Origin of the sequence: Streptomyces sp. NPDC004284 (genome assembly GCF_042874035.1) — a bacterium.
Taxonomy (GTDB): Bacteria; Actinomycetota; Actinomycetes; order Streptomycetales; family Streptomycetaceae; genus Streptomyces.
In genome coordinates, this window is sequence record NZ_JBIAMJ010000005.1 from 330,552 (window position 1) to 350,617 (window position 20,066).

Sequence of the window (20,066 nt, forward strand, 5' to 3'; positions counted from 1 at the left end):
TATAAAGGATGGGGTGCGAACGCACAGCTACGCCTTACAGCGGCCTGACGTCCTGTGGGAAAAGCTGGTGCAGCACCCTGGAGCCACCCAGGCACCCGACACCCCGACATCCCGACCCCCGCAGTCGACGAGGAGAGCGAGCTGTGAGCACCGAGAACGAGGGCACGCCGGTTCCGGCGGACCCGGCTGCCCCGTCCGCCCCTCCGGCGCCTCCCGTGCCCCCGACACCGGCGGCGGCCCCGTCCCTGGAGAAGCCGGCCGCGGAGGCCGCCACTCCGCAGGACACCACCCTGCAGACGCCTTCGGCCCGGCCGGAGCAGGCGGCGACGCCCGCCCCCGAGCCGACCCCGACCCCGACGCCGACCCCGACGCCGACCCCGACGCCCGCCCCCGAGCAGGTCACGGCCGCCGTCCCCGCCGCGGCCCCCGCCGGTGGCTGGCCGCCGCCTCCCCCGCCGGTCGCCCCCGCCTGGGGCGCCCCGCACCCGCCCGCGCCCGAGGCGCCGCGCAGACGCACCGGCGGCCTCGTGGCGGCCGTTCTCGTCGCGTCGCTCGTCGCGGGTGGCATCGGCGGCGGCATCGGCTACTGGGCGGCCGAGCGCGGCGACAACGGCTTCAGCTCGACCACGGTCTCCTCGGGCCAGGCCCCGGCCTCCTTCAAGCGCGAGCCCGGGACGGTCGCGGCGGTCGCGGCGAAGGCCCTGCCGAGCGTGGTCACCATCCAGGCGAAGTCCGGCGGCCAGGACGGCGAGGGCGGTACGGGCACGGGCTTCGTCTACGACCAGGAAGGCCACATCGTCACCAACAACCACGTGGTGGCGTCGGCGGCGGACGGCGGCACGCTGTCCGTGACGTTCTCGGACGGCAAGACGTACGACGCGGAGGTCGTCGGCCGGGCCGAGGGCTACGACGTGGCCGTCATCAAGCTGAAGGACGCCCCGAAGGGGCTGACGCCGCTGCCGCTCGGGGACTCCGACAAGGTGGCGGTCGGCGACTCGACGATCGCGATCGGCGCGCCCTTCGGCCTGTCCAACACGGTGACGACGGGCATCATCAGCGCCAAGAACCGCCCGGTCGCCTCGGGCGACGGCTCCGGCGGCAGCAACTCGTACATGAGCGCGCTGCAGACGGACGCCTCGATCAACCCGGGCAACTCCGGCGGCCCGCTGCTCGACGCGAGCGGCGCGGTGATCGGCATCAACTCGGCCATCCAGTCGACCAGCGGCGGCTTCGGCCAGTCGCAGGCGGGCTCGATCGGCCTCGGCTTCGCGATCCCGGTCAACCAGGCGAAGAACGTGGCCCAGCAGCTGATCAAGACGGGCAAGCCGGTGTACCCGGTGATCGGCGCGACCGTGAACATGAACGACAAGGGCGAGGGCGCGATGATCGCCACCCAGGGCTCCGGCGGTACGGCCGCGGTCACGCCCGACGGCCCGGCGGCGAAGGCGGGCCTGAAGGCCGGCGACGTGATCACGGGCTTCGGCGGCCACCCGATCGACAGCGGCCGCACCCTGATCAGCGAGATCTGGACGTACAAGCCGGGCGACTCGGTGAAGATCACCTACGAGCGCGACGGCAAGACCGCGACGGCCACCGTCACCCTCGGCGAACGCACCGGCGACAGCTGACCGGCCCGGCGGAAACGGAAGGAGGGGAGCACCGGACATCCGGTGCTCCCCTCCTCGTCCGTCACCCGTTCCGGTGATCGAACGGAGTGGTGGCGTAGGCCCCGTCGCCCGCGGCCCACGCCCCCGCTCCCGACGTCCCGGCCCCACCGCCGATGTCCCCGATGTCGATCCGGGAGGAGGCGAACCCGTCCTTCCGGTGGCTCCGGCGCCCCGGCTCGTCCTCGCCCATGATCAGCAGCGGGTCGAACATCACGACGCCCGCGGCGAGGACGAGGAAGACGAGCGGACCGACCAGCATCGGCAGCACGTCGAGGAGCGACGAGCCCCCCACCGTGTGCGAGGCGTGGTCCACGCGCACGCTGACCGCCGCCATGCCGGTGTAGTGCATGCCGGTCACGGCGACGCCCATGACCACACTGGCGCCCAGGCTGGCGAGGAAGCCGCGGATCGAGACCGCCGCCCACAGCGCGGCGGTCGCCGCGACCACGGCGATGACCACGGACAGGGCGACGACGGCGGGGGAGTAGAGCACCTCGCCGCTCATCCGCATCGCCGCCATGCCCAGGTAGTGCATGCCGGCGACGCCGAGCCCGGTGAGCGCGCCCGCCAGGAGCAGCGGGGCCGGCCGGGTGCCGAGGTAGCCGACGATGAAGATGCCGATCCCCACCACGACCACGGCCACCAGCAGGCTGAGGAAGGTCAGGGACGCGTCGTACGAGATCGCGGTCTCCCGCACCCGGAAGCCGAGCATCGCGATGAAGTGCATCGTCCAGATGCCACAGCCGATGGACGCCGCGCCGAGCGCCAGCCAACCGGGCTTCCGCGCATGGTCGGTACGGAGGGACCTGACCGTGCAGCGGAGCCCCAGGGCGCTTCCGAGGCAGGCCATCACGTACCCCACCAAGGGGGTGACCATGCCGTAACTGAAGCCGTCGATCGTGCCGTGCACCCTGCTGCCCTTCGAGAAACGCGCATGCCGCGTTCCATATGTGGAAATCTTGTGAACAAGGGACTTTAACCCGACCCCCCACCCCGCCGTCTCATCGCCGCCCCCGCCCCACAGCCGGTACGCTGTAGCCCGCTCCGTCCCAGGTGGGCGGGGCCCAGGTGGGTTGCCCGAGCGGCCTAAGGGAACGGTCTTGAAAACCGTCGTGGCGCGAGTCACCGTGGGTTCAAATCCCACACCCACCGCAGCAGGTCAGACGAAGCGCTGATCAGAAGGGGTGCCCCGAGCAGGGGCACCCCTTCGTCATTTCGTACGGTCATCCGTATTTCGTACAACCATCCGCACGCTCGGGAGTCATCAAAGGCGAGTGCGCCGTAGGCGCGTTCGTTTCGTTTCCAGGGGGGACCCAGATGACTCACCGAATAGCCTTGCGTGCCCGCATGCTTCCGGCCGTGGTCGCGGCCGGGATGCTCGTGCCCGTCGTCGCGGGCGCGGCGCCGGCTTCCGCCGCCACCGCGCCGCAGGTCAGCTGTACGTCGGGCAAGGCCGGGCTCGCGGCCAAGCTGCAGAAGGACATCACCGCGGCTCTCGCGACGCGCGGCGGTACCGTCGCCGTCGGTCTGCGGGACCGCGGCACGAACACGACCTGCACCCTGCGGGCCACGACCTCGTACGACTCGGCCAGTGTCGTGAAGGTGACCGTCCTCGCCACGCTCCTCTGGGACGCGAAGAAGAGCAATCGGTATCTGACCTCGCGCGAGAACACCCTCGCCACCGCGATGATCACCAAGTCCGACAACGCGTCCACCACCACCCTGTGGAACCAGCTCGGGGTCACCAAGGTGAAGGGCTTCCTGGCGGCCGCCGGCATGACGCGGACGGTGCCGGGGTCCGGCGGTTACTGGGGGCTCACCCAGATCAACGTCACCGACGAGCAGCGGCTGCTCTCGCTGATCACCGCCAGGAACTCGGTCCTGAGCGACAACGCCCGCTCCTACGTCCTCAAGCTGATGGGGAACGTCGTCAGCTCGCAGCGGTGGGGGACCCCGGCCGGCGCGCCCTCCCTCGTGTCCGTGCACGTCAAGAACGGCTGGCTGCAGCGCGCCACGCGCGGCTGGCGCGTGCACAGCGTCGGCACGTTCAACGGCGGCGGCCACGACTACACCATCACCGTGCTCACCGACGGCAACAGCACGATGACCTACGGCGTGAACACGATCCAGGCCGTGGCCAAGGTGATCCACCGGGACCTGGTCCCGACCGCGAGCTCCGCGATGCGCTACACGCCGACCAGCACGCCCATGGAGGCGTACGTCGCGGTGCCCCAGGGCGGCTGAGAAGGGCTCAGGGGTGGCTGCGGGCCTGGGGGTTGTTCAGATAGAGGGCGATGTTGCGGACCGCCGCGGTGAGCTCCTCGATCACCCGGGCCGCCTGCTCCGCGTTGTGGAAGACCGGGCGGTCCGCGAGGGAGCGGCTCAGCTCCTCCGCCGCCCGGGCGGCGGGACCGGCGTCCTCCGCGCCCGCGGGCACGAGTACGGGCGCGGGGGCCGCGCTCTGCGGGGGCGCCGGAGGGGCCGGGGCGTACTGCTCCGGATCCGGCCGGTAGCCGTCGAAGGACGGCGAGAAGGTGCCGGAGCCGGTGGCCAGTGAGGTGGGCGCCTCCTCCCGTGCGTGCGGGGCGGCGAAGTGCTCCTGGCCGTGCTGCTGCGGGGGCGTGTGGGGGGCCGGGGCCGGGGCCTGCTCGTACTGCGTGGCGAGGACCTGCTCGTACTGCGTGACCGGGGTCTGGTCGTACTGAGGGGCCGGGGCCTGGTCGTACGGGGTGACCTGAGCCTGGCTGTGCTGTGTGACCTGGGCCTGGCTGTGCTGCGTGACCTGAGCCTGGCTGTGCTGCGGGGCCGTGTGGGGGGCCGGGGCCTGCTCGTACTGCGTGGCCGGGGTCTGGTCGTACTGAGGGGCCGGGGCCTGCTCGTACTGCGTGGCCGGGGGCTGGTCGTACTGCAGGGCCGTCAGTGGGGCCGCGGCCTGCTCGTACTGCGTGACCGGCGCCTGCTCGTACGGCGATGCCGGTGCCGGGAGCTGGGCCTGGCGGGCCCGGGGGAGGAGGAGGCGGTCGAAGCCGGGGAAGGCCGGGGTGACCGGGTGGGTGGCGGGCTGGGCGTACTCGCTCTGCCACTGGGCGCGGTAGTACTCGACCTGGTCCTCGCAGGAGGAGCGGGAGTGGAAGACCGCGGTGTCGTCGCCGAGGTCGGGGTACCAGAGGTTGGGGCCGGGGAAGCGGACGGTGCGCATGCGGGGCTTGATCTGCTCGGCGCAGCCCATGCAGCAGCCCTCGGGCACGATGAGCGGGATGCCGCCGCTCTGCTCCGGGCGCCGGGGGCCGCCCTCGGGGCGGTACTCCCCGTGGTGGCAGGGCGGGAGTTCGCCGCAGGCGCGGCAGACGGCGTAGTGCTCGGGGAGGACCTGCCAGTCCTGGCTGGCGGGGGCGCACCAGTGCTTCACGGCCGACCGGGGCAGGTTCTCGTCGCGCAGCGCCAGCACCACCGGCCGCTTGTAGAACTCGGCGCGCTCGGGGGCCGGTTTGAACGACTGGTTCTCGGCCCGCCGCAGTTCGTTGGCGTGCCACCACAGTTCGACGTGCTCGCGCCACGCCTTCTCGTAGGATTCCGGCCATGCGTTGCCGGGGTATCCGGTGATGTCCAGGACGCGCCACGCCTGTCGGTCGAGCACGACGATGGAGCCGGCCCGGAGCCGCAGATGCGTTCCCTTGCCGCCCTCGTCCGGCCAGTCGTGACGGCCGATGAGGGTGGGCTGGTCTGGGAGCCACCTGCGAATCTGCATGACACGCTCCTAGGCAATGAAACTTCGTAGTTTCAACTGGGGCAGTAGGTGACATTCTGAACAATTTAGGCTTCGCCTTGGGGTTAGACACGCACACGGCGCCGGATCGATTGAGAGCCGGAAAGGCCTTCTGAGCCGGGCACTTCGCTCTCCCCGCCCCACGGGACCCGGAGGCGCGCGTCCCTCGGGGCGGCCGTTCCGGAGCGGGGCCGGACCGTCCCCACACCCACTCGTACGCGTGACATCGCTTCGGCGGGTGTCATCCCGTACGTATGCATCGTCCCGCGTGACGGCCGCCGACGGCTCCGGACGGGGGTTTCCCGGTCCGGCGAGGTGGTAAGGCGGTCGTTCTCCCGTGGGCGGGACCGTAGGGTGCGGGCACCACGGAGACAGGGGTGTGGAGATGCGTGTCGTGCTCGTCCAGGGAGACATCACCGCCGAGGCGGTGGACGCGGTGGTCAACGCCGCGAACTCCTCGCTCCTCGGGGGCGGCGGGGTCGACGGGGCCATCCACCGGAAGGGCGGGCCGGAGATCCTCGCCGCCTGTGAGGACCTGCGCCGCTCGCACTACGGCAAGGGGCTGCCGACCGGGAAGGCCGTGGCGACCACGGCGGGGCGGCTGCCGGCCCGGTACGTGATCCACACCGTCGGGCCGGTCTGGTCGCGGGACGAGGGCCGCTCGGAGCTGCTGGCCTCCTGCTACCGGGAATCGCTGCGGGTCGCCGACGAGTTGGGGGCCCGTACGGTCGCGTTCCCGGCCGTCTCCACCGGGATCTACGGCTGGCCGATGGCGGACGGCGCCCGGATCGCCGTCGAGACGGTGCGGGCGGCCCGCACCGAGGTGGAGGAGGTCCGCTTCGTCCTCTTCGACGCGGCGGCGTACGGCGCTTTCGAGGCGGCCGTGAGGGACGCCTCGTAACGGCAGGCCCCGCAGTCGTCGAATTCCTTTTCTCCATTCGAGCCGCGTGCTCGATTCCCCGGGGGCGGGGACGCGCCGTGGCGTCCTTCCGGGAGAAAGGCCGGCGGGAAATCTGCCGGAACGCTTCCTCCCTTGCGGTGCGCCGGTCGTGCCGCCCCCGGAGGTCGTCCTGACCCCTCTTCGCCCGTGTGAGCTGCGGCTTCTTCGCGGAGAGGGGTTTATCGGCTTGTCCTCACGCTTGCGGGGGAATCGGCCGCTCCGGGGTGGTTCGCCGGGGATTCGGTGGGCAACTCTGGATTCGCGACGTCGAGCACGAAAGACCGGGGCGGTCGGCCAACCGCCTTGGACATGGCCGTACTTCACAGCAGTTCCCTAGCGAAGTTCCGTGCACAAGCATCAGCTTTCAGTTCCCGGAGGAACAGACATGGCAAGCATCCGTACCGCCCGCGTCCTCGCCGCTGCCGCCGCCCTGCCCCTCGCCGCCGCGCTCTTCGCGGGGGTGGCCCAGGCCGACAACGGCGGTTTCGCGGACGACGGATCGAACACGAGCGTCGCCACGATCATCGGCAGCGGCGTCGGCGGGAGCAACCTCGGCAACTCGACCACGACGCAGCAGGTGGCGACCGGTTCCGGTGCCTCCAACCAGAACAACACCGCGAGCGTGAACGGCTCCGCCTTCACCCACATCGGCCAGACCAACAACGTGGTGAACTTCCACCCGTGGTGGTGACCCCCGGCGCGGGGACCGGCCCGACGGGGGGCGTGAGCGTGGTGTGAACGACGGCCTGCGCGGCGGTGCTTCGGCACCGGCGTGCGGGCCGTCGCGCGTTCGCGCGCCTTGACACGGATATGGAATCTGACGGACAGTCAGAAACCTCAGTCGTCCCACGGGAGGCCGTCGCCGTGCACCTCGCCCCGACCGAGCGGCAGCTGCGGCTGCGCGCCGAACTCCGCGCGTACTTCCGGGAGGTGATGCCCGAAGGGCCGCCGCCCGCCGAAGACGCCGACGCCCAGCGCGCGCTGCTCCGCCGGATCGGTGCCGACGGGCTCCTCGGTCTCGGCTGGCCCGAGGAGTACGGAGGGCAGGGCCGCGGGCCCGACGAGCAGTTCGTCTTCTTCGACGAGGCGTACCGCGCGGGCGCCCCCGTCTCGATGGTCACCCTCAACACCGTCGGACCGACGCTCATGGCGTACGGGACGGAGGAGCAGAAGGCCTCCTTCCTGCCCCGGATCCTGCGCGGCGAGACCGTCTTCGCCATCGGCTACAGCGAGCCCGAGGCCGGGACGGACCTCGCCTCCCTCCGGACCCGCGCGGTCCGCGACGGATCCGACTGGCTGATCGACGGGCAGAAGATCTTCACCTCCAACGCCCAGAACGCCGACTGGATCTGGCTCGCCTGCCGCACCGACCCCGACGCGCCCCCGCACCGGGGCATCTCCATCGTCCTCGTCCCCACGGACTCCCCCGGCTTCTCCTGGACCGCGATCGAGACGGTGGGCGGGCTGACGACCACCGCCACCCACTACGACGGCATACGCGTCCCCGCGGGCAACCTCGTCGGGCCCGAGCACGGCGGCTGGAGCCTCATCACCAGCCAGCTCAACCACGAGCGGGTCGCGCTCGCCGCGATCGGCATGCAGGCCGAGGACTTCTTCGCGGCCGTCCTCGACCGGGCGCGCACCCCCGATCCGGTGACGGGCCGGCGCCGCATCGACGAGCCGTGGGTCCGGATCCGGGCCGCCGAGGCGCATGCCCGGCTGGCCGCGACCCGCCTGCTGAACTGGCGGCTGGTCGGCGACGTGGGGGCCGGGCGGCTGGCCCCGGGGGACGCGAGCGGCGTGAAGTTCGCGGGCACCGAATCGGCGGTGGAGGTCTACCGCATCTGCCAGGAGATCGCCGGCGGGGCGGGCACGGTGCGCGCGGGGTCGCCGGGGGAGTTCGGCGGCGGTGAGCTGGAGCGCATGAACCGGGCCGCGCAGATCAACACCTTCGGGGGAGGCGTGAGCGAGGTGCAGCGCGAGATCGTCGCGAGGATGCGGCTCGGCATGAAGGGGAGGGGGCGGCGGTGAGCGGTACGGACGATGCCCTGTACGAGCGGCTCGTGGCCTTCGTGGGGCGGTCCGCCGCCAGCGCCGGCACCGGCAAGGACCCGGTCAACCTGCCCATGATCAGGCACTGGTGCGAGGCGATGGGGGACACCCACCCCGCGTACGAGGGGTCGGACGCCGTCGCGCCCCCGACCATGCTCCAGGCGTGGACGATGGGCGGTCTCTCCGGGCACACCGCCCGCTCGTCGGCGTACGAGGAGCTGTTCGCCCTGCTCGACGGGGCCGGATACACCTCGGTCGTCGCCACCGACTGCGAGCAGGAGTACCTGCGGCCGCTCCGCCCGGGCGACGAGATCGGCTTCGACACCGTCATCGAGTCCGTGTCGGAGCGCAAGACCACCAAGCTCGGCACCGGGCACTTCGTGACGACGCGGACGGACGTCCGGGCCGGCGGCGAACTCGCGGGCACGCACCGCTTCCGCATCCTCAAGTACGCGCCCGCCGCCCGGCCGTCCCGGAAGCCTGCCGCGCGAAGGCCCCGGCCCGTCGTCAACCGGGACAACGCCGGGTTCTGGGAGGGCGTGGCCGGGCACCGGCTCCTCGTCCAGCGCTGCGGGGACTGCGCGGAGCTGCGCTTCCCCTGGCTGCCGGGGTGCAACGCGTGCGGCTCGCGGGAGTGGGACACCGTCGAGGCGAGCGGCGAGGGGACCGTCTACTCGTACGTGGTCATGCACCATCCGTCCTTCCCGGCCTTCGACCCTCCTTACGCGGTCGGGCTGATCGAGCTCGCCGAGGGCGTGCGGATGATCAGCAACGTGGTGGGGGTGCCGTACGACAAGGTGCGGATCGGGATGCCCGTACGCCTGGAGTTCCTGCGGGTCGACGAGGAGCTCGAACTTCCCGTCTTCCGTGCGGGAGGGGAGGACTGACATGGACTTCACCCCCACCGAGGAGCAGGAGGCCGCCCGGGAGCTGGCCGCGCGGATCTTCGCCGACCTCTCCGGGCACGAGCGGCTCCGGGCCGCCGGGACCGGCACGGACGCCGAGCTCTGGAAGGCCCTCTGCGCGGCCGGACTCCCGGGCGCCGTCGAGGAGATCGGCCTGCTCGGCCTGGTCCTCCTGCTGGAGGAGCAGGGACGCAGGACGGCGCAGGTGCCGTTCGCCGCGAGCTGCGTGTACGGGATCCTCGCCGTCGCCCGGCACGGTACGGAGGAGCAGCGGGCCCGGCTCCTGCCCGGCCTCCGCGAGGGGACGACGGTGGTGACGGGCGCGTTCCCGGGACCGGGAACGGTCTCCTCGCGCGCCGGACGGCTCAGCGGGGCCGTCGCGTGGGTGCCCTGGCTCAGGGACGCCACCCATGTGCTCGTACCGGACGGGGAGCGGGCCCTGTGGCTGGTCCGCACCGAGGACGCGGCCGCCGTCGAGGCCGTCGAGCTCACCGCGCCCTGGTCCGCCGCCCGCCTCGTCCTGGACGGGGCGCCGGGGGAGCGGCTCGGCGGCGCCGGGGCCCACGACGACGTCCTCGCCGCCGCGCGGATCGCGTTCGCCGGGCTCCAGGCCGGGGTGTGCGCCGGGTCCCTCGCGCGGGCCGTGGAGTACACCTCCGTACGGGAACAGTTCGGCCGGCCGCTCTCCACCCACCAGGCGGTCCAACTGCGGGCCGCCGACGCCCACATGGACACCGAGGCCATCCGGGTCACGGCCTACGAGGCGGCCTGGCGCCACGACGGGGGCCTCGACGCCGCCGGGGCGGCCCTGACCGCCGCCTGGTGGGCCTCCGAGGCGGGCAAGCGGGTGGTGCACGCCGGACAGCACCTGCACGGCGGCATGGGCGCCGACCTCGACCACCCCGTCCACCGGCACTTCCTGTGGGGCCGGCAGCTCGACGCGTACCTGGGCTGCGGCACCGAACTCCTCGCCGGACTCGGCGACCTGCTCGCGAAGGGAGACGCGTGATGAGGCCGGGGGACGAGCTGGCGCCGCTCAGCATCCCGATCACCCGCACCCTGATCGTCGCCGGGGCCGTCGCCTCCCGCGACTACCAGGACGTGCACCACGACGCCGAGCTGGCCCGGGAGAAGGGATCCCCGGACATCTTCATGAACATCCTCACGACCAACGGGCTCGTCGGCCGGTACGTCACCGACCACTTCGGCCCCCGGGCCGTCCTGCGCCGGGTCGCCATCCGGCTCGGCGCCCCCAATCACCCCGGGGACACCATGGTCCTGACCGGGACGGTCACCGAGGTGGCCGGCGGGGCGGACGGGGACACGGCGACCGTCCGGGTCGTCGGCGCCAACGGACTCGGGCACCACGTCACCGGGACCGTCACCGTGGAGGTGCCCCGATGAGCCTCACCGGCGCGGACGCGCTCGGCGGGCGGGCGGCCGTCGTCGGCATCGGGGCGACCGAGTTCTCCAAGGACTCGGGCCGCAGCGAGCTCTCCCTCGCCGTCGAGGCCGTCCGCGCGGCCCTCGACGACGCCGGGCTCACCCCCGCCGACGTCGACGGCCTGGTCACCTTCACCATGGACACCAACCCCGAGATCACCGTCGCCCAGGCGGCCGGCATCGGCGAGCTGTCGTTCTTCTCCCGCGTCCACTACGGGGGCGGCGCCGCCTGCGCCACCGTGCAGCAGGCCGCGCTCGCCGTCGCCGCGGGGATCGCCGAGGTCGTCGTCTGCTACCGGGCCTTCAACGAGCGCTCGGGGCGCCGCTTCGGCTCCGGCGTGCAGCAGCGCGAGCCCTCCGCCGAGGGCGCGGCGCTCGGCTGGCAGCTGCCCTTCGGGCTGCTCACCCCGGCCTCCTGGGTCGCCATGGCCGCCCAGCGGTACCTGCACGCGTACGGGCTCACCCCGGACGCCTTCGGGCACGTGGCGGTGACGGACCGGCGGCACGCGGCCAACAACCCCGCCGCGTACTTCCACGGCAAGCCGATCACCCTCGCCGACCACGCCGCCTCGCGCTGGATCGCCGAGCCGCTCCGGCTCCTCGACTGCTGCCAGGAGACCGACGGCGGCCAGGCGATCGTCGTCACCTCCGTCGAACGCGCCCGCGACCTGCCGCGCCCGCCCGCCGTGATCCTGGCGGCGGCCCAGGGCGCCGGCCGCAAGCAGGAGGCCATGACCAGCTTCTACCGGGACGACCTGACCGGGCTGCCGGAGATGGGCGTCGTGGCCCGGCAGCTGTGGCGGACCTCCGGGCTCGCGCCCTCCGACATCGACGTGGGCATCGTCTACGACCACTTCACCCCCTTCGTCCTGATGCAGCTGGAGGAGTTCGGCTTCTGCGGGCCCGGCGAGGCGGGCGACTTCGTCGCGGCCGACGCGCTCCCGCTGAACACCCACGGGGGGCAGCTCGGCGAGGCCTACCTGCACGGCATGAACGGCATCGCGGAGGCGGTGCGGCAGATCCGCGGCACCTCCGTGAACCAGGTCCCCGGCGCGGCCCGGACCTTGGTCACGGCGGGCACGGGTGTTCCCACGTCCGGGTTGATCCTGGGCACGGACGGCTGAGGCGACGGCCTGAGCGGTGGCCGGGAGGGACGGGCGGTCCTTCACTCGCGCCATGAGCACTCGCACGCCGCCCGCCCCCGAAGCCGCCCCCACGCCCGTCTCCGGTGCCGCCCCCGGAGCCCCCGCGCCCGCCCCCGCCCCGGCCCCGCCGTCGGCACCGGCCCGCCCGCGCTCCGCGCCGCCTCCCGGGGCGCGGACCGCGGTCGCGGCCGTGCTGCTGGCGCTGGCCGGGGCCGCCCTCCTGAACGCCCCGCCCCCGGCGACGGCGAGGACGACCCCGACGGCCGCCGCGGCCGCCGCGCCCGGCTCACCGGCCGCGCCTGCCGTGAAGGGCTCCCCGGCCACGACCCGCTCCGTCCCCGCGCCCGACGCCCCCGGCTCCCCCGACGTCCCCGGCTCCCCCGACGCCCCCGACGCCCCTGGCTCCCCCGACGCCCTCCTCGCTCCCGCCCTCCTCGCCCCCGTGACCTTCGCCGGGAAGGCCTTCGACACCTGCGAGGCGCCGTCCCTGACGGTGATGAAGGCCTGGCAGGGTTCCCCGTACGGGGCCGTCGGGATCTACTTCGGGGGGCGGGGGCGCGGCTGCCCCGTGCAGAAGGAGCTGACCCCCGCCTGGGTCGCCTCCGCGCACTCCATGGGCTGGCGGCTGCTGCCGCTGTTCGTGGGCTCGCAGGCGCCGTGCGTGGACTCCCTGGCCAAGCGCAAGTTCGCCATCGGCAGCTCCCCCGCGACCCAGGGCACCCAGGAGGGAGGCGACGCGGTGCGGGCGGCGCGCGCCCTCGGGATCGACACGAGCAGCCCGCTCTACCTCGACATCGAGGCCTACCGGCGGGGCGACACGAGCTGCGCCGCGACCACCCTCGCCTTCGTCCGGGCCTGGAACCGGGAGGTGAAGCGCCTCGGCTACCTCCCCGGCTTCTACAGCAGCGCCGACACGGGGGTGCGGGACATGGAGACCCAGCGGAAGGCGGGCACGAAGGACCTGCCGGACGTGATGTGGTTCGCGCGCTGGCGGGGGGTGCCGGCGCTGCTCACCGAGTCGGTGCTGCATCCGGACGCCTGGACGCCGCACGCCCGGATCCACCAGTACGCGGGCAACGTCACCGAGACGTACGGCGGGCGCACCCTCGCGATCGACCGCAACGCGATCGACGCGCCGGTCGCCCGCGTCGGCACCCCCGCCCGGTTCGCCGCGCGCGTCCCCGTACCCCTGTCGTTCGTGGACTCCCAGCGCCCCTGAGGGGCCGTCCGCCGCCCGGGGCGCGGCCCGCGCCCCGGACCGCACCGGACGCCACCCCCGCCGCACGGCCACCTCCGCCTCCCCCGTACGGCCGCCCTCCACCCCCCCGACCCTGACCCGGCCGGTGCCGGGTCTCCACCCAGAGGAGGTGGAGCCGTCCCCACCCCTACAACCTGAGGCGGACGGCGGGTCGGGACCTGGGGCCGATCCCCGGGGGCCCGCGCGCTCCTAGCGTGGAGTCATGACTCCGCCACCCTCTGGCCCCGTCTGCGCCGGTGCCTCGCAGTACGCGACGTTCCCGACCTTCACCTCGTACGTACGGGCGCGTGGGCCCGTGCTCCTGCGCACCGCGCGCTCCCTCACCGCCAACCCCTCGGACGCGGAGGACCTCCTCCAGACCGCGCTCGCCAAGACCTTCATGGCCTGGGAGCGCATCGAGGACCACCGGGCCCTGGACGGCTACGTCCGCCGGGCGCTGCTGAACACGCGGACGTCGCAGTGGCGCAAGCGCAAGGTCGACGAGTTCGTCTGCGAGGAGCTGCCCGAGCCCGTCGGCCTCCCGGAGCCGGACCCGGCCGAACGGCAGGTGCTGCACGACGCGATGTGGCGCGCGATCCTGAAGCTGCCGGAGCGGCAGCGCCAGATGGTGGTCCTGCGGTACTACGAGGACCTCAGCGAGGCGCAGACGGCCGAGGTGCTCGGGGTGTCGGTCGGCACGGTCAAGAGCGCGGTGTCCAGGGCGCTCGGCAAGCTCCGCGAGGACCCGGAGCTGACGCCCGTACGGTAGCCGTGAGGGCCCTCCGTCGGGTCCCGCCAGTAATCACTGGCAATTTGCTTACTCCCGGGTAGTGACATACCGAACGGTACGGGCGCAGAATCTCCACACCCTTTTCTGCCACGTAGCGCCCACCGGGAGGACGCCCCGTGTACAGCACCATGCAGGACGTACAACTGACCGTGAGCCGCATCCTCCAGCACGGGATGACGATCCACGGGAAGTCCACCATCACCACCTGGACGGGCGAGTCCGAGCCGCAGCGCCGCACGTTCGCGGAGGCCGGAACGCGCGCGCACCAGCTGGCCCACGCCCTGCGCGACGAACTCGGGGTCACCGGCGACCAGCGCGTCGCCACCCTCATGTGGAACAACGCGGAGCACGTCGAGGCGTACTTCGCGATCCCCGCCATGGGCGCGGTGCTCCACACCCTCAACCTCCGCCTGCCCCCCGAGCAGCTGGTGTGGATCGTCAACCACGCCGCCGACCGGGTCGTCCTCGTCAACGGCTCCCTGCTCCCGCTCCTCGCCCCGCTCCTCCCGCACCTGCCGACGGTCGAGCACGTCGTCGTCACGGGCCCGGGCGACCGCTCCCTCCTGGACGGCGCGGCCCCGCGCGTCCACGAGTACGAGGAGCTGATCGCCGGCCGCCCGACCGCGTACGACTGGCCCGAGCTGGACGAGCGCACGGCCGCCGCCATGTGCTACACCTCCGGCACCACCGGCGACCCCAAGGGCGTCGTCTACTCCCACCGGTCGATCTACCTGCACTCCATGCAGGTGAACATGGCCGAGTCGATGGGCCTCACCGACAAGGACACGAGCCTGGTCGTCGTCCCGCAGTTCCACGTGAACGCCTGGGGCCTGCCGCACGCCACCTTCATGACCGGCATCAACATGCTCATGCCGGACCGTTTCCTCCAGCCGGCCCCGCTCGCCGAGATGATCGAGCGCGAGAAGCCGACCCACGCGGCCGCCGTCCCCACCATCTGGCAGGGCCTGCTCGCCGAGGTCACCGCGCACCCCCGCGACCTCTCCTCCATGCGCCAGGTCACCATCGGCGGCGCCGCCTGTCCGCCCTCCCTCATGGAGGCGTACGACCGGCTCGGCGTCCGGCTCTGCCAAGCCTGGGGCATGACCGAGACCTCCCCGCTGGGCACGATGGCCCACCCGCCGCACGGCCTCACCGCCGAGGAGGAGTGGCCGTACCGCATCACGCAGGGACGTTTCCCCGCCGGCGTCGAGGGCCGGCTCGTCGGCCCCGGCGGCGAGCACCTCCCCTGGGACGGCGAGTCGGCGGGCGAGCTGGAGGTGCGCGGCACCTGGATCGCGGCCGCGTACTACAACGGGGTCGACGGCGAACCGCTCCGCCCCGAGGACAAGTTCAGCGCGGACGGCTGGCTCAAGACCGGCGACGTCGGCGTGATCAGCCCGGACGGCTACCTCACCCTCACCGACCGCGCCAAGGACGTCATCAAGTCCGGCGGCGAGTGGATCTCCAGCGTCGAGCTGGAGAACGCCCTCATGGCGCACCCGGCGGTCGCCGAGGCCGCCGTCGTCGCCGTGCCGGACGAGAAGTGGGGCGAGCGCCCGCTCGCGACCGTCGTCCTCAAGGAGGGCGCGACGGCGGACTACGAGACGCTGCGGGCCTTCCTCGCCGACGAGGGCGGCATCGCGAAGTGGCAGCTGCCCGAGCGGTGGGCGATCGTGCCGGCGGTGCCGAAGACGAGCGTCGGCAAGTTCGACAAGAAGGTCATCCGCCGGCAGTACGCGGAGGGCGAGCTGGACGTCACCCAGTTGTAGGGCCCTGCTCGGCACCAACCGGCCCCTCGGGGCTAGTTGGTGCCGATCTTCGCGAGCAGGTCGACGATCCGCGCCTGCACCTCGGCGCTGTTCGACCGCTCGGCGAGGAACAGGACCGTCTCGCCGGATTCGAGCTTCGGCAGCTCCTCCTCGACGAGGTCGGACGAGGTGTAGACGACGAGCGGCGTGCGGTTCAACTGCCCGTTCGCGCGCAGCCAGTCGATGATCCCGGCCCGGCGGCGGCGCACCTGCATCAGGTCCATCACCACCAGGTTCGGCCGGATCTGGGTGGCCAGCATGACCGCCTCGGAGTCCGTCTCCGCCTGCGCGACCTGCATCCCGCGCCGCTCCAGGGTCGCCGCGAGCGCCTCCGCGATGGACTCGTTCTCCTCGATCAGCAGGACCCGGGACGGGTGCTGCTCGCTGTCGCGGGGCGCGAGCGCCTTGAGGAGCACGGCCGGATCGGCGCCGTACGCCGCCTCCCGCGTCGCCTGCCCGAGCCCGGCCGCGAGCAGCACGGGCACCTCGGCGGCGACGGCCGCCTGACGCAGCGACTGGAGCGCGGTCCGGGTGATGGGGCCGGTCAGCGGGTCGACGAAGAGCGCGGCCGGGAAGGCGGCGATCTGCGCGTCGACCTCCTCGCGGGAGTGCACGATCACCGGCCGGTAGCCGCGGTCGCTCAGCGCCTGCTGGGTGGAGACGTCGGGCGCGGGCCAGACGAGCAGCCGGCGCGGGTTGTCGAGGGGCTCCGGGGGCAGCTCGTCGTCGACGGGACGCGGGGCCGGCCGGTTGGCGACCTCGACCGCCCCGCCGGGACCGTCGAGCGGCTCGGGCCCCTCGGCGGAGCCCTCGGCGGGCGCTCCTATGGCGTACGCGCGGCCCTCGGCCGGGGTGTCGTGCGGCGAGGGGGCGGGCGCCGTCGGCAGCGGGTGCGGCTTGGCCTCGGCCGCGGGGACCGGCGGGACCGCGGGGATCGGCGGGATCACCGGGACCGGCGGGTCGACCTCGGGCGGGGTGGCGAGCTTGCGCCGCCGTCCCGAGCCGTTGGCGGCCGGGGCCGGAGCGACCGGAGCGGCCGTCGGGGCGGGCGGGACGAAAGGCACGCCCTGCCCGAGGGTACGGACGCTGAACGGCCGCCCCTGGGTCGAATCCGTCGACACGGTCATCGGCATCGGCAGCTCGGGCGGCAGCGGCACGGAGCCGGTCCCGGAGCCGTTGGCGGTCCCGTTGGCCGTTCCGGTGGCGTTCTGCGGCGAGGACGGCGGTACGGCCTCCGGCTGCGGCACCGCGATGGCCCGGCGCCGCCCGGTCGGCTCGACGGCCACCGGGGCCTCGGCCTGCGGCGGTACGTGCGGGTGCGGCTGCGGCGGCGTGTGGTCGGCGCCCGGGACGCCCCGTACGGCCTCGTGCTGCCCCTCGTCCGAGACCGGCAGCGGGCCGGCCACGGGAACGGCGGCGGGCGGCGCCGCCTCCTCGTCACGGTCGGCGTCGGCGGGCGGCAGCGCGAACGGCGTACGGGGCCCGGCCTCGGCCGCGGCGGCCCGCTCCTGCGCGGCGGCCAGCGCACGCCGACGGCGCCCGCTCGGCTGCGCCTGGGCCTCCTCGGGGGCGGCGGAGGCGACGGCGGGCAGGGCGCGGGCCAGGGCGGGAACCCCGGCCGGATCGACGGCCACGCCCTGCGGCGGCACGGCCGCACCGAGCGCGGCACGCCCCTGCGCGCCCTCGGCGGCGGTCACGACGGAGCCCTCGGCGGGACGGCCCCGACGGCGCCCGGTGGGCTCCACGGCCGTGTTCTGCTGGGCGGGGATCAGCTCGGCGGGACCGGCCTGCTCCCCCGTACGGGCACGGCGGCGCCCGCCCGGCGTCTCCTCCTCGGGCGCGACCGCGCTCTCCAGGAAGGCATCGGTGGACCCGCGCCGGGCCCGCCGCCGCCCGCCGCCGGAGGTCTCGGCGGCGGGGTCGGACGGCGCGTCGGCGCCGGTACCGGAGACGGAGGCGGGCACGAGACCGGCGGCGGGGACGGCGACGGGCTCGTCAGGAACGGCGGGAGCGGCATCCGGGCCCGAGGAGGCCTGCGCGGGCAGGGCGAGGGCCTCGCGCCCGCCCTCGGGCGGGTCGTTCCTCGGCGCCGGGGGCGCGGGGACGGTGCCGCGGCCGGCGCCGACCGGCACCTCGACGACGTACGCGCCGCCGCTCGTGCCCGGCACCTCGTGGGTCTGCACGACACCGCCGTGCGCCGCCACGATCCCGCGGACGACGGGCCCGTGGACCGGGTCGCCGCCGGCGTACGGGCCGCGGACCTCGATCCGTACGACGTCACCGCGCTGTGCGGCCGCGACGACGATCGTGGAGTCGCTCGCGGGGCGGTCGGCCTTGCTCTTGCCGGTCGCGTCGACGCCGGCGACGTCCGCGACGAGGTGGGCGAGCGCGGTCGTCAGCCGGGCCGCGTCGACCTCGGCCTCGATGGGCGGGGTGTGCACGGCGAACTGGGCCCGGCCGGGCCCGATCAGCTCCACGGCGCTGTCGATGCCGCCGGTCACGACGGAGTCGAGGAGGACGACGGCCTTGTCGAGCTTCTCGGCGCCGGCGTCGAGCCGCTGGTAGCCGAGGACGTTGTCGATGAGCGAGGTCATCCGGGTGTACCCGGCGGCCAGGTGGTGCAGGACCTGGTTGGCCTCGGGCCACAGCTGCCCGGCGTCGTCGGCGGCGAGGGCGCCGAGCTGGGTGCGCAGCTCGTCCAGGGGGCCGCGGAGGGACTCGGCGAGGACGGCGGTGAGCTGCTCGTGGCGGGCGGCGAGGGAGGTGTACTTCCCGGCCTGCGCCTCGCGCTCCGCCGCGTGCCGCTCGGCCAGGTCGGCGAGCTCGGCGGCGTGCTTCTCGACGAGCTCCTCGTACGGCCTGCGGTCGGTGAAGGTCATGACCGCGCCGACGAGCTGGTCGCCGTCGCGCACCGGAGCGGTCGTCAGGTCGACCGGCACGCGGTCGCCCTTCTTCGCCCAGAGGACCTGCCCGCGGACGCGGTGCTTGCGGCCGGACTTGAGGGTGTCGGCGAGGGGGGATTCCTCGTACGGGAAGGGCTCGCCGTCGGAGCGCTTGGCGAGGATCAGCGGGTGGAGCTCCTGGCCGCCGAGCTCGCCGGCGCGGTAGCCGAGGATCTGCGCGGCGGCGGGGTTCACGAGGACGACGCGGCCGTCGGTGTCGGTGCCGACGACGCCCTCGGCGGCGGCGCGCAGGATCATCTCGGTCTGGCGCTGCGAGCGGGCGAGTTCGGCCTCGGTGTCGAGGGTGCCGGTGAGGTCCCGTACGACGAGCATGAGGAGCTCGTCGCCGGTGTAGCCGCCGTACGAGTCGTAGGCCTGGCGGCCGTCCTCCAGGCTGGCGTTGGAGACCTCGACGGGGAACTCGGAGCCGTCCGTCCGGCGGGCGATCATCCGGACCGGCTTGCTGTGGCCCCGCTCGTCGGCGCCGTCGGGGCGGCGCATGGAGCCGGGGATGAGGCGCGAGTCGAAGGTGGGCAGCAGATCGAGCAGGCCGCGGCCGACGAGCGCGGTGCCGGGCGTCTCGAACATGCCGAGGGCGATCGTGTTGGCGTTGACGACCGTGCCGTTGCAGTTGACGAGCACGAGGCCGTCGGGGAGGGCGTCGAGTATGGCTGCGAGGCGAGCAGCGCCTCGGGATGGCCTGCTGCTCACGACGACGCTTCCTCCCAGACGCACTGCACGTGCTCGCCCTATCGGCCGGCCGGCCCCATATTGCCCCTCGGGCCGCAGCCTGTCACTGAGGGGAGTCTAAGGGAGCCTCCGGGGGTCGTCCCTGCCTCATCCCCGGACGAAGGGAAGCAACGGCTCCAGATTCTCCCAGCGGTCGATCTCGCACCCGTTCGCCCGGGAGAAGTGGGCGTCGACCCTGCGGCCCTGCCAGGTGCCGGTGATGTGGGCGAGGACGGGCCCGCCGTACACCTGGGTGCACATCTGGTCGGCGGGGACGGGCAGGAACGGGTCGCTCCCCTCCCCGGCCAGCTGCGTCAGCCTCTTGCAGGCGTTCTCGGCGGCCGGATGGCTGCCCCGGGCGCGCTCGCCACAGGTCAGGTCGAAGACGCCGTCGGCCTCCGGATGGCCGCTCTTCTCGATGGCCACGGTCAGCGTGTCGGGCGACGAGAACAGGTTCAGCGGCGGAAGCGGGCCGATGCCGGCGGTCCCGACGGCGGCGGTGGCGAGGGTCGCGAGGACGAGACTGCGCAGCATGCGGATCTCCAGGAGCACGGGAAGTACGGCGGGCGCGGATGCACGGCGCGCCCGCCCCCTCTAACGCTCCGGGCGCCGGGGCGTTGCGCAAGCGGGGTGCGCCGGGCG

The 20,066-nt window shown here is 73.7% G+C and carries 16 protein-coding genes and 1 tRNA gene; 13 read left to right on the plus strand and 4 right to left on the minus strand.

The genetic code is table 11. The annotated features are described in order from the left end of the window. Window positions 1–143: 143 nt before the first annotated feature. Complete coding sequence (locus ACFYUS_RS16290; protein ID WP_388851419.1) at window positions 144–1,628, plus strand: S1C family serine protease; 1,485 nt, start codon at window positions 144–146, stop codon at window positions 1,626–1,628. A gap of 61 nt (window positions 1,629–1,689) precedes the next feature. Here the strand turns inward: ACFYUS_RS16290 and ACFYUS_RS16295 are convergent, their stop codons facing one another. Next, window positions 1,690–2,577 (minus strand): MHYT domain-containing protein, encoded by an 888-nt coding sequence (locus ACFYUS_RS16295; protein ID WP_388851422.1) that lies wholly within the window; start codon window positions 2,575–2,577, stop codon window positions 1,690–1,692. 157 nt (window positions 2,578–2,734) lie between these two features. Between ACFYUS_RS16295 and ACFYUS_RS16300 the strand changes: the two genes are divergently transcribed. Both ACFYUS_RS16300 and ACFYUS_RS16305 read left to right on the plus strand, forming a co-directional pair. Next, window positions 2,735–2,819, plus strand: a tRNA-Ser gene (locus ACFYUS_RS16300). Between the two features lie 195 nt (window positions 2,820–3,014). Then, window positions 3,015–3,911 carry a serine hydrolase gene (locus tag ACFYUS_RS16305; RefSeq protein ID WP_388851425.1) on the plus strand — a complete coding sequence of 299 codons (897 nt, stop codon included), beginning with the start codon at window positions 3,015–3,017 and terminating at the stop codon, window positions 3,909–3,911. Between the two features lie 7 nt (window positions 3,912–3,918). On the opposite strand, the gene ACFYUS_RS16310 is transcribed toward ACFYUS_RS16305, so the two are convergent. After that, entirely contained in the window at window positions 3,919–5,415 is a 1,497-nt protein-coding gene (locus tag ACFYUS_RS16310) for a hypothetical protein (protein ID WP_388851428.1), read from the minus strand. A 403-nt stretch (window positions 5,416–5,818) separates the two neighbouring features. Here ACFYUS_RS16310 and ACFYUS_RS16315 point away from each other — a divergent pair, with 403 nt between their 5' ends. From ACFYUS_RS16315 to ACFYUS_RS16360, 10 genes are all read left to right on the plus strand, one after another. Beyond that, a complete protein-coding gene (locus ACFYUS_RS16315) occupies window positions 5,819–6,334 on the plus strand; it encodes an O-acetyl-ADP-ribose deacetylase (RefSeq protein WP_388851788.1) in 516 nt (171 codons plus the stop codon). 424 nt (window positions 6,335–6,758) lie between these two features. Then, a complete protein-coding gene (locus ACFYUS_RS16320) occupies window positions 6,759–7,064 on the plus strand; it encodes a hypothetical protein (protein WP_388851431.1) in 306 nt (101 codons plus the stop codon). A gap of 173 nt (window positions 7,065–7,237) precedes the next feature. After that, window positions 7,238–8,404, plus strand: a complete 1,167-nt coding sequence (locus tag ACFYUS_RS16325) for an acyl-CoA dehydrogenase family protein (protein ID WP_388851434.1) — start codon at window positions 7,238–7,240, stop codon at window positions 8,402–8,404. After that, entirely contained in the window at window positions 8,401–9,312 is a 912-nt protein-coding gene (locus ACFYUS_RS16330; protein ID WP_388851437.1) for a bifunctional MaoC family dehydratase N-terminal/OB-fold nucleic acid binding domain-containing protein, read from the plus strand. The genes ACFYUS_RS16325 and ACFYUS_RS16330 overlap by 4 nt, the downstream gene beginning before the upstream one ends. Window position 9,313: 1 nt before the next feature. Continuing rightward, a complete protein-coding gene (locus ACFYUS_RS16335; protein ID WP_388851440.1) occupies window positions 9,314–10,339 on the plus strand; it encodes an acyl-CoA dehydrogenase family protein in 1,026 nt (341 codons plus the stop codon). Beyond that, on the plus strand, window positions 10,339–10,734 hold the full coding sequence (locus ACFYUS_RS16340) for a MaoC family dehydratase (RefSeq protein WP_388851443.1): 396 nt from the start codon (window positions 10,339–10,341) through the stop codon (window positions 10,732–10,734). Before ACFYUS_RS16335 ends, ACFYUS_RS16340 begins: the two co-directional genes overlap by 1 nt. After that, complete coding sequence (locus ACFYUS_RS16345; protein ID WP_388851446.1) at window positions 10,731–11,897, plus strand: lipid-transfer protein; 1,167 nt, start codon at window positions 10,731–10,733, stop codon at window positions 11,895–11,897. The genes ACFYUS_RS16340 and ACFYUS_RS16345 overlap by 4 nt, the downstream gene beginning before the upstream one ends. Window positions 11,898–11,949: 52 nt before the next feature. Beyond that, a complete protein-coding gene (locus ACFYUS_RS16350) occupies window positions 11,950–13,137 on the plus strand; it encodes a DUF1906 domain-containing protein (RefSeq protein WP_388851448.1) in 1,188 nt (395 codons plus the stop codon). A 241-nt stretch (window positions 13,138–13,378) separates the two neighbouring features. Then, entirely contained in the window at window positions 13,379–13,924 is a 546-nt protein-coding gene (locus ACFYUS_RS16355; RefSeq protein WP_388851451.1) for a SigE family RNA polymerase sigma factor, read from the plus strand. Between the two features lie 137 nt (window positions 13,925–14,061). Next, window positions 14,062–15,714, plus strand: coding sequence for a long-chain fatty acid--CoA ligase (locus tag ACFYUS_RS16360; RefSeq protein WP_388851454.1), 1,653 nt, complete (start codon window positions 14,062–14,064; stop codon window positions 15,712–15,714). Between the two features lie 32 nt (window positions 15,715–15,746). Here the strand turns inward: ACFYUS_RS16360 and ACFYUS_RS16365 are convergent, their stop codons facing one another. After that, window positions 15,747–19,406: a PAS domain-containing protein gene (locus ACFYUS_RS16365; RefSeq protein ID WP_388851457.1), complete on the minus strand. Its 3,660-nt coding sequence runs from the start codon at window positions 19,404–19,406 to the stop codon at window positions 15,747–15,749. Between the two features lie 126 nt (window positions 19,407–19,532). Continuing rightward, complete coding sequence (locus tag ACFYUS_RS16370) at window positions 19,533–19,958, minus strand: SSI family serine proteinase inhibitor (protein WP_388851460.1); 426 nt, start codon at window positions 19,956–19,958, stop codon at window positions 19,533–19,535. Window positions 19,959–20,066 lie beyond the last annotated feature (108 nt).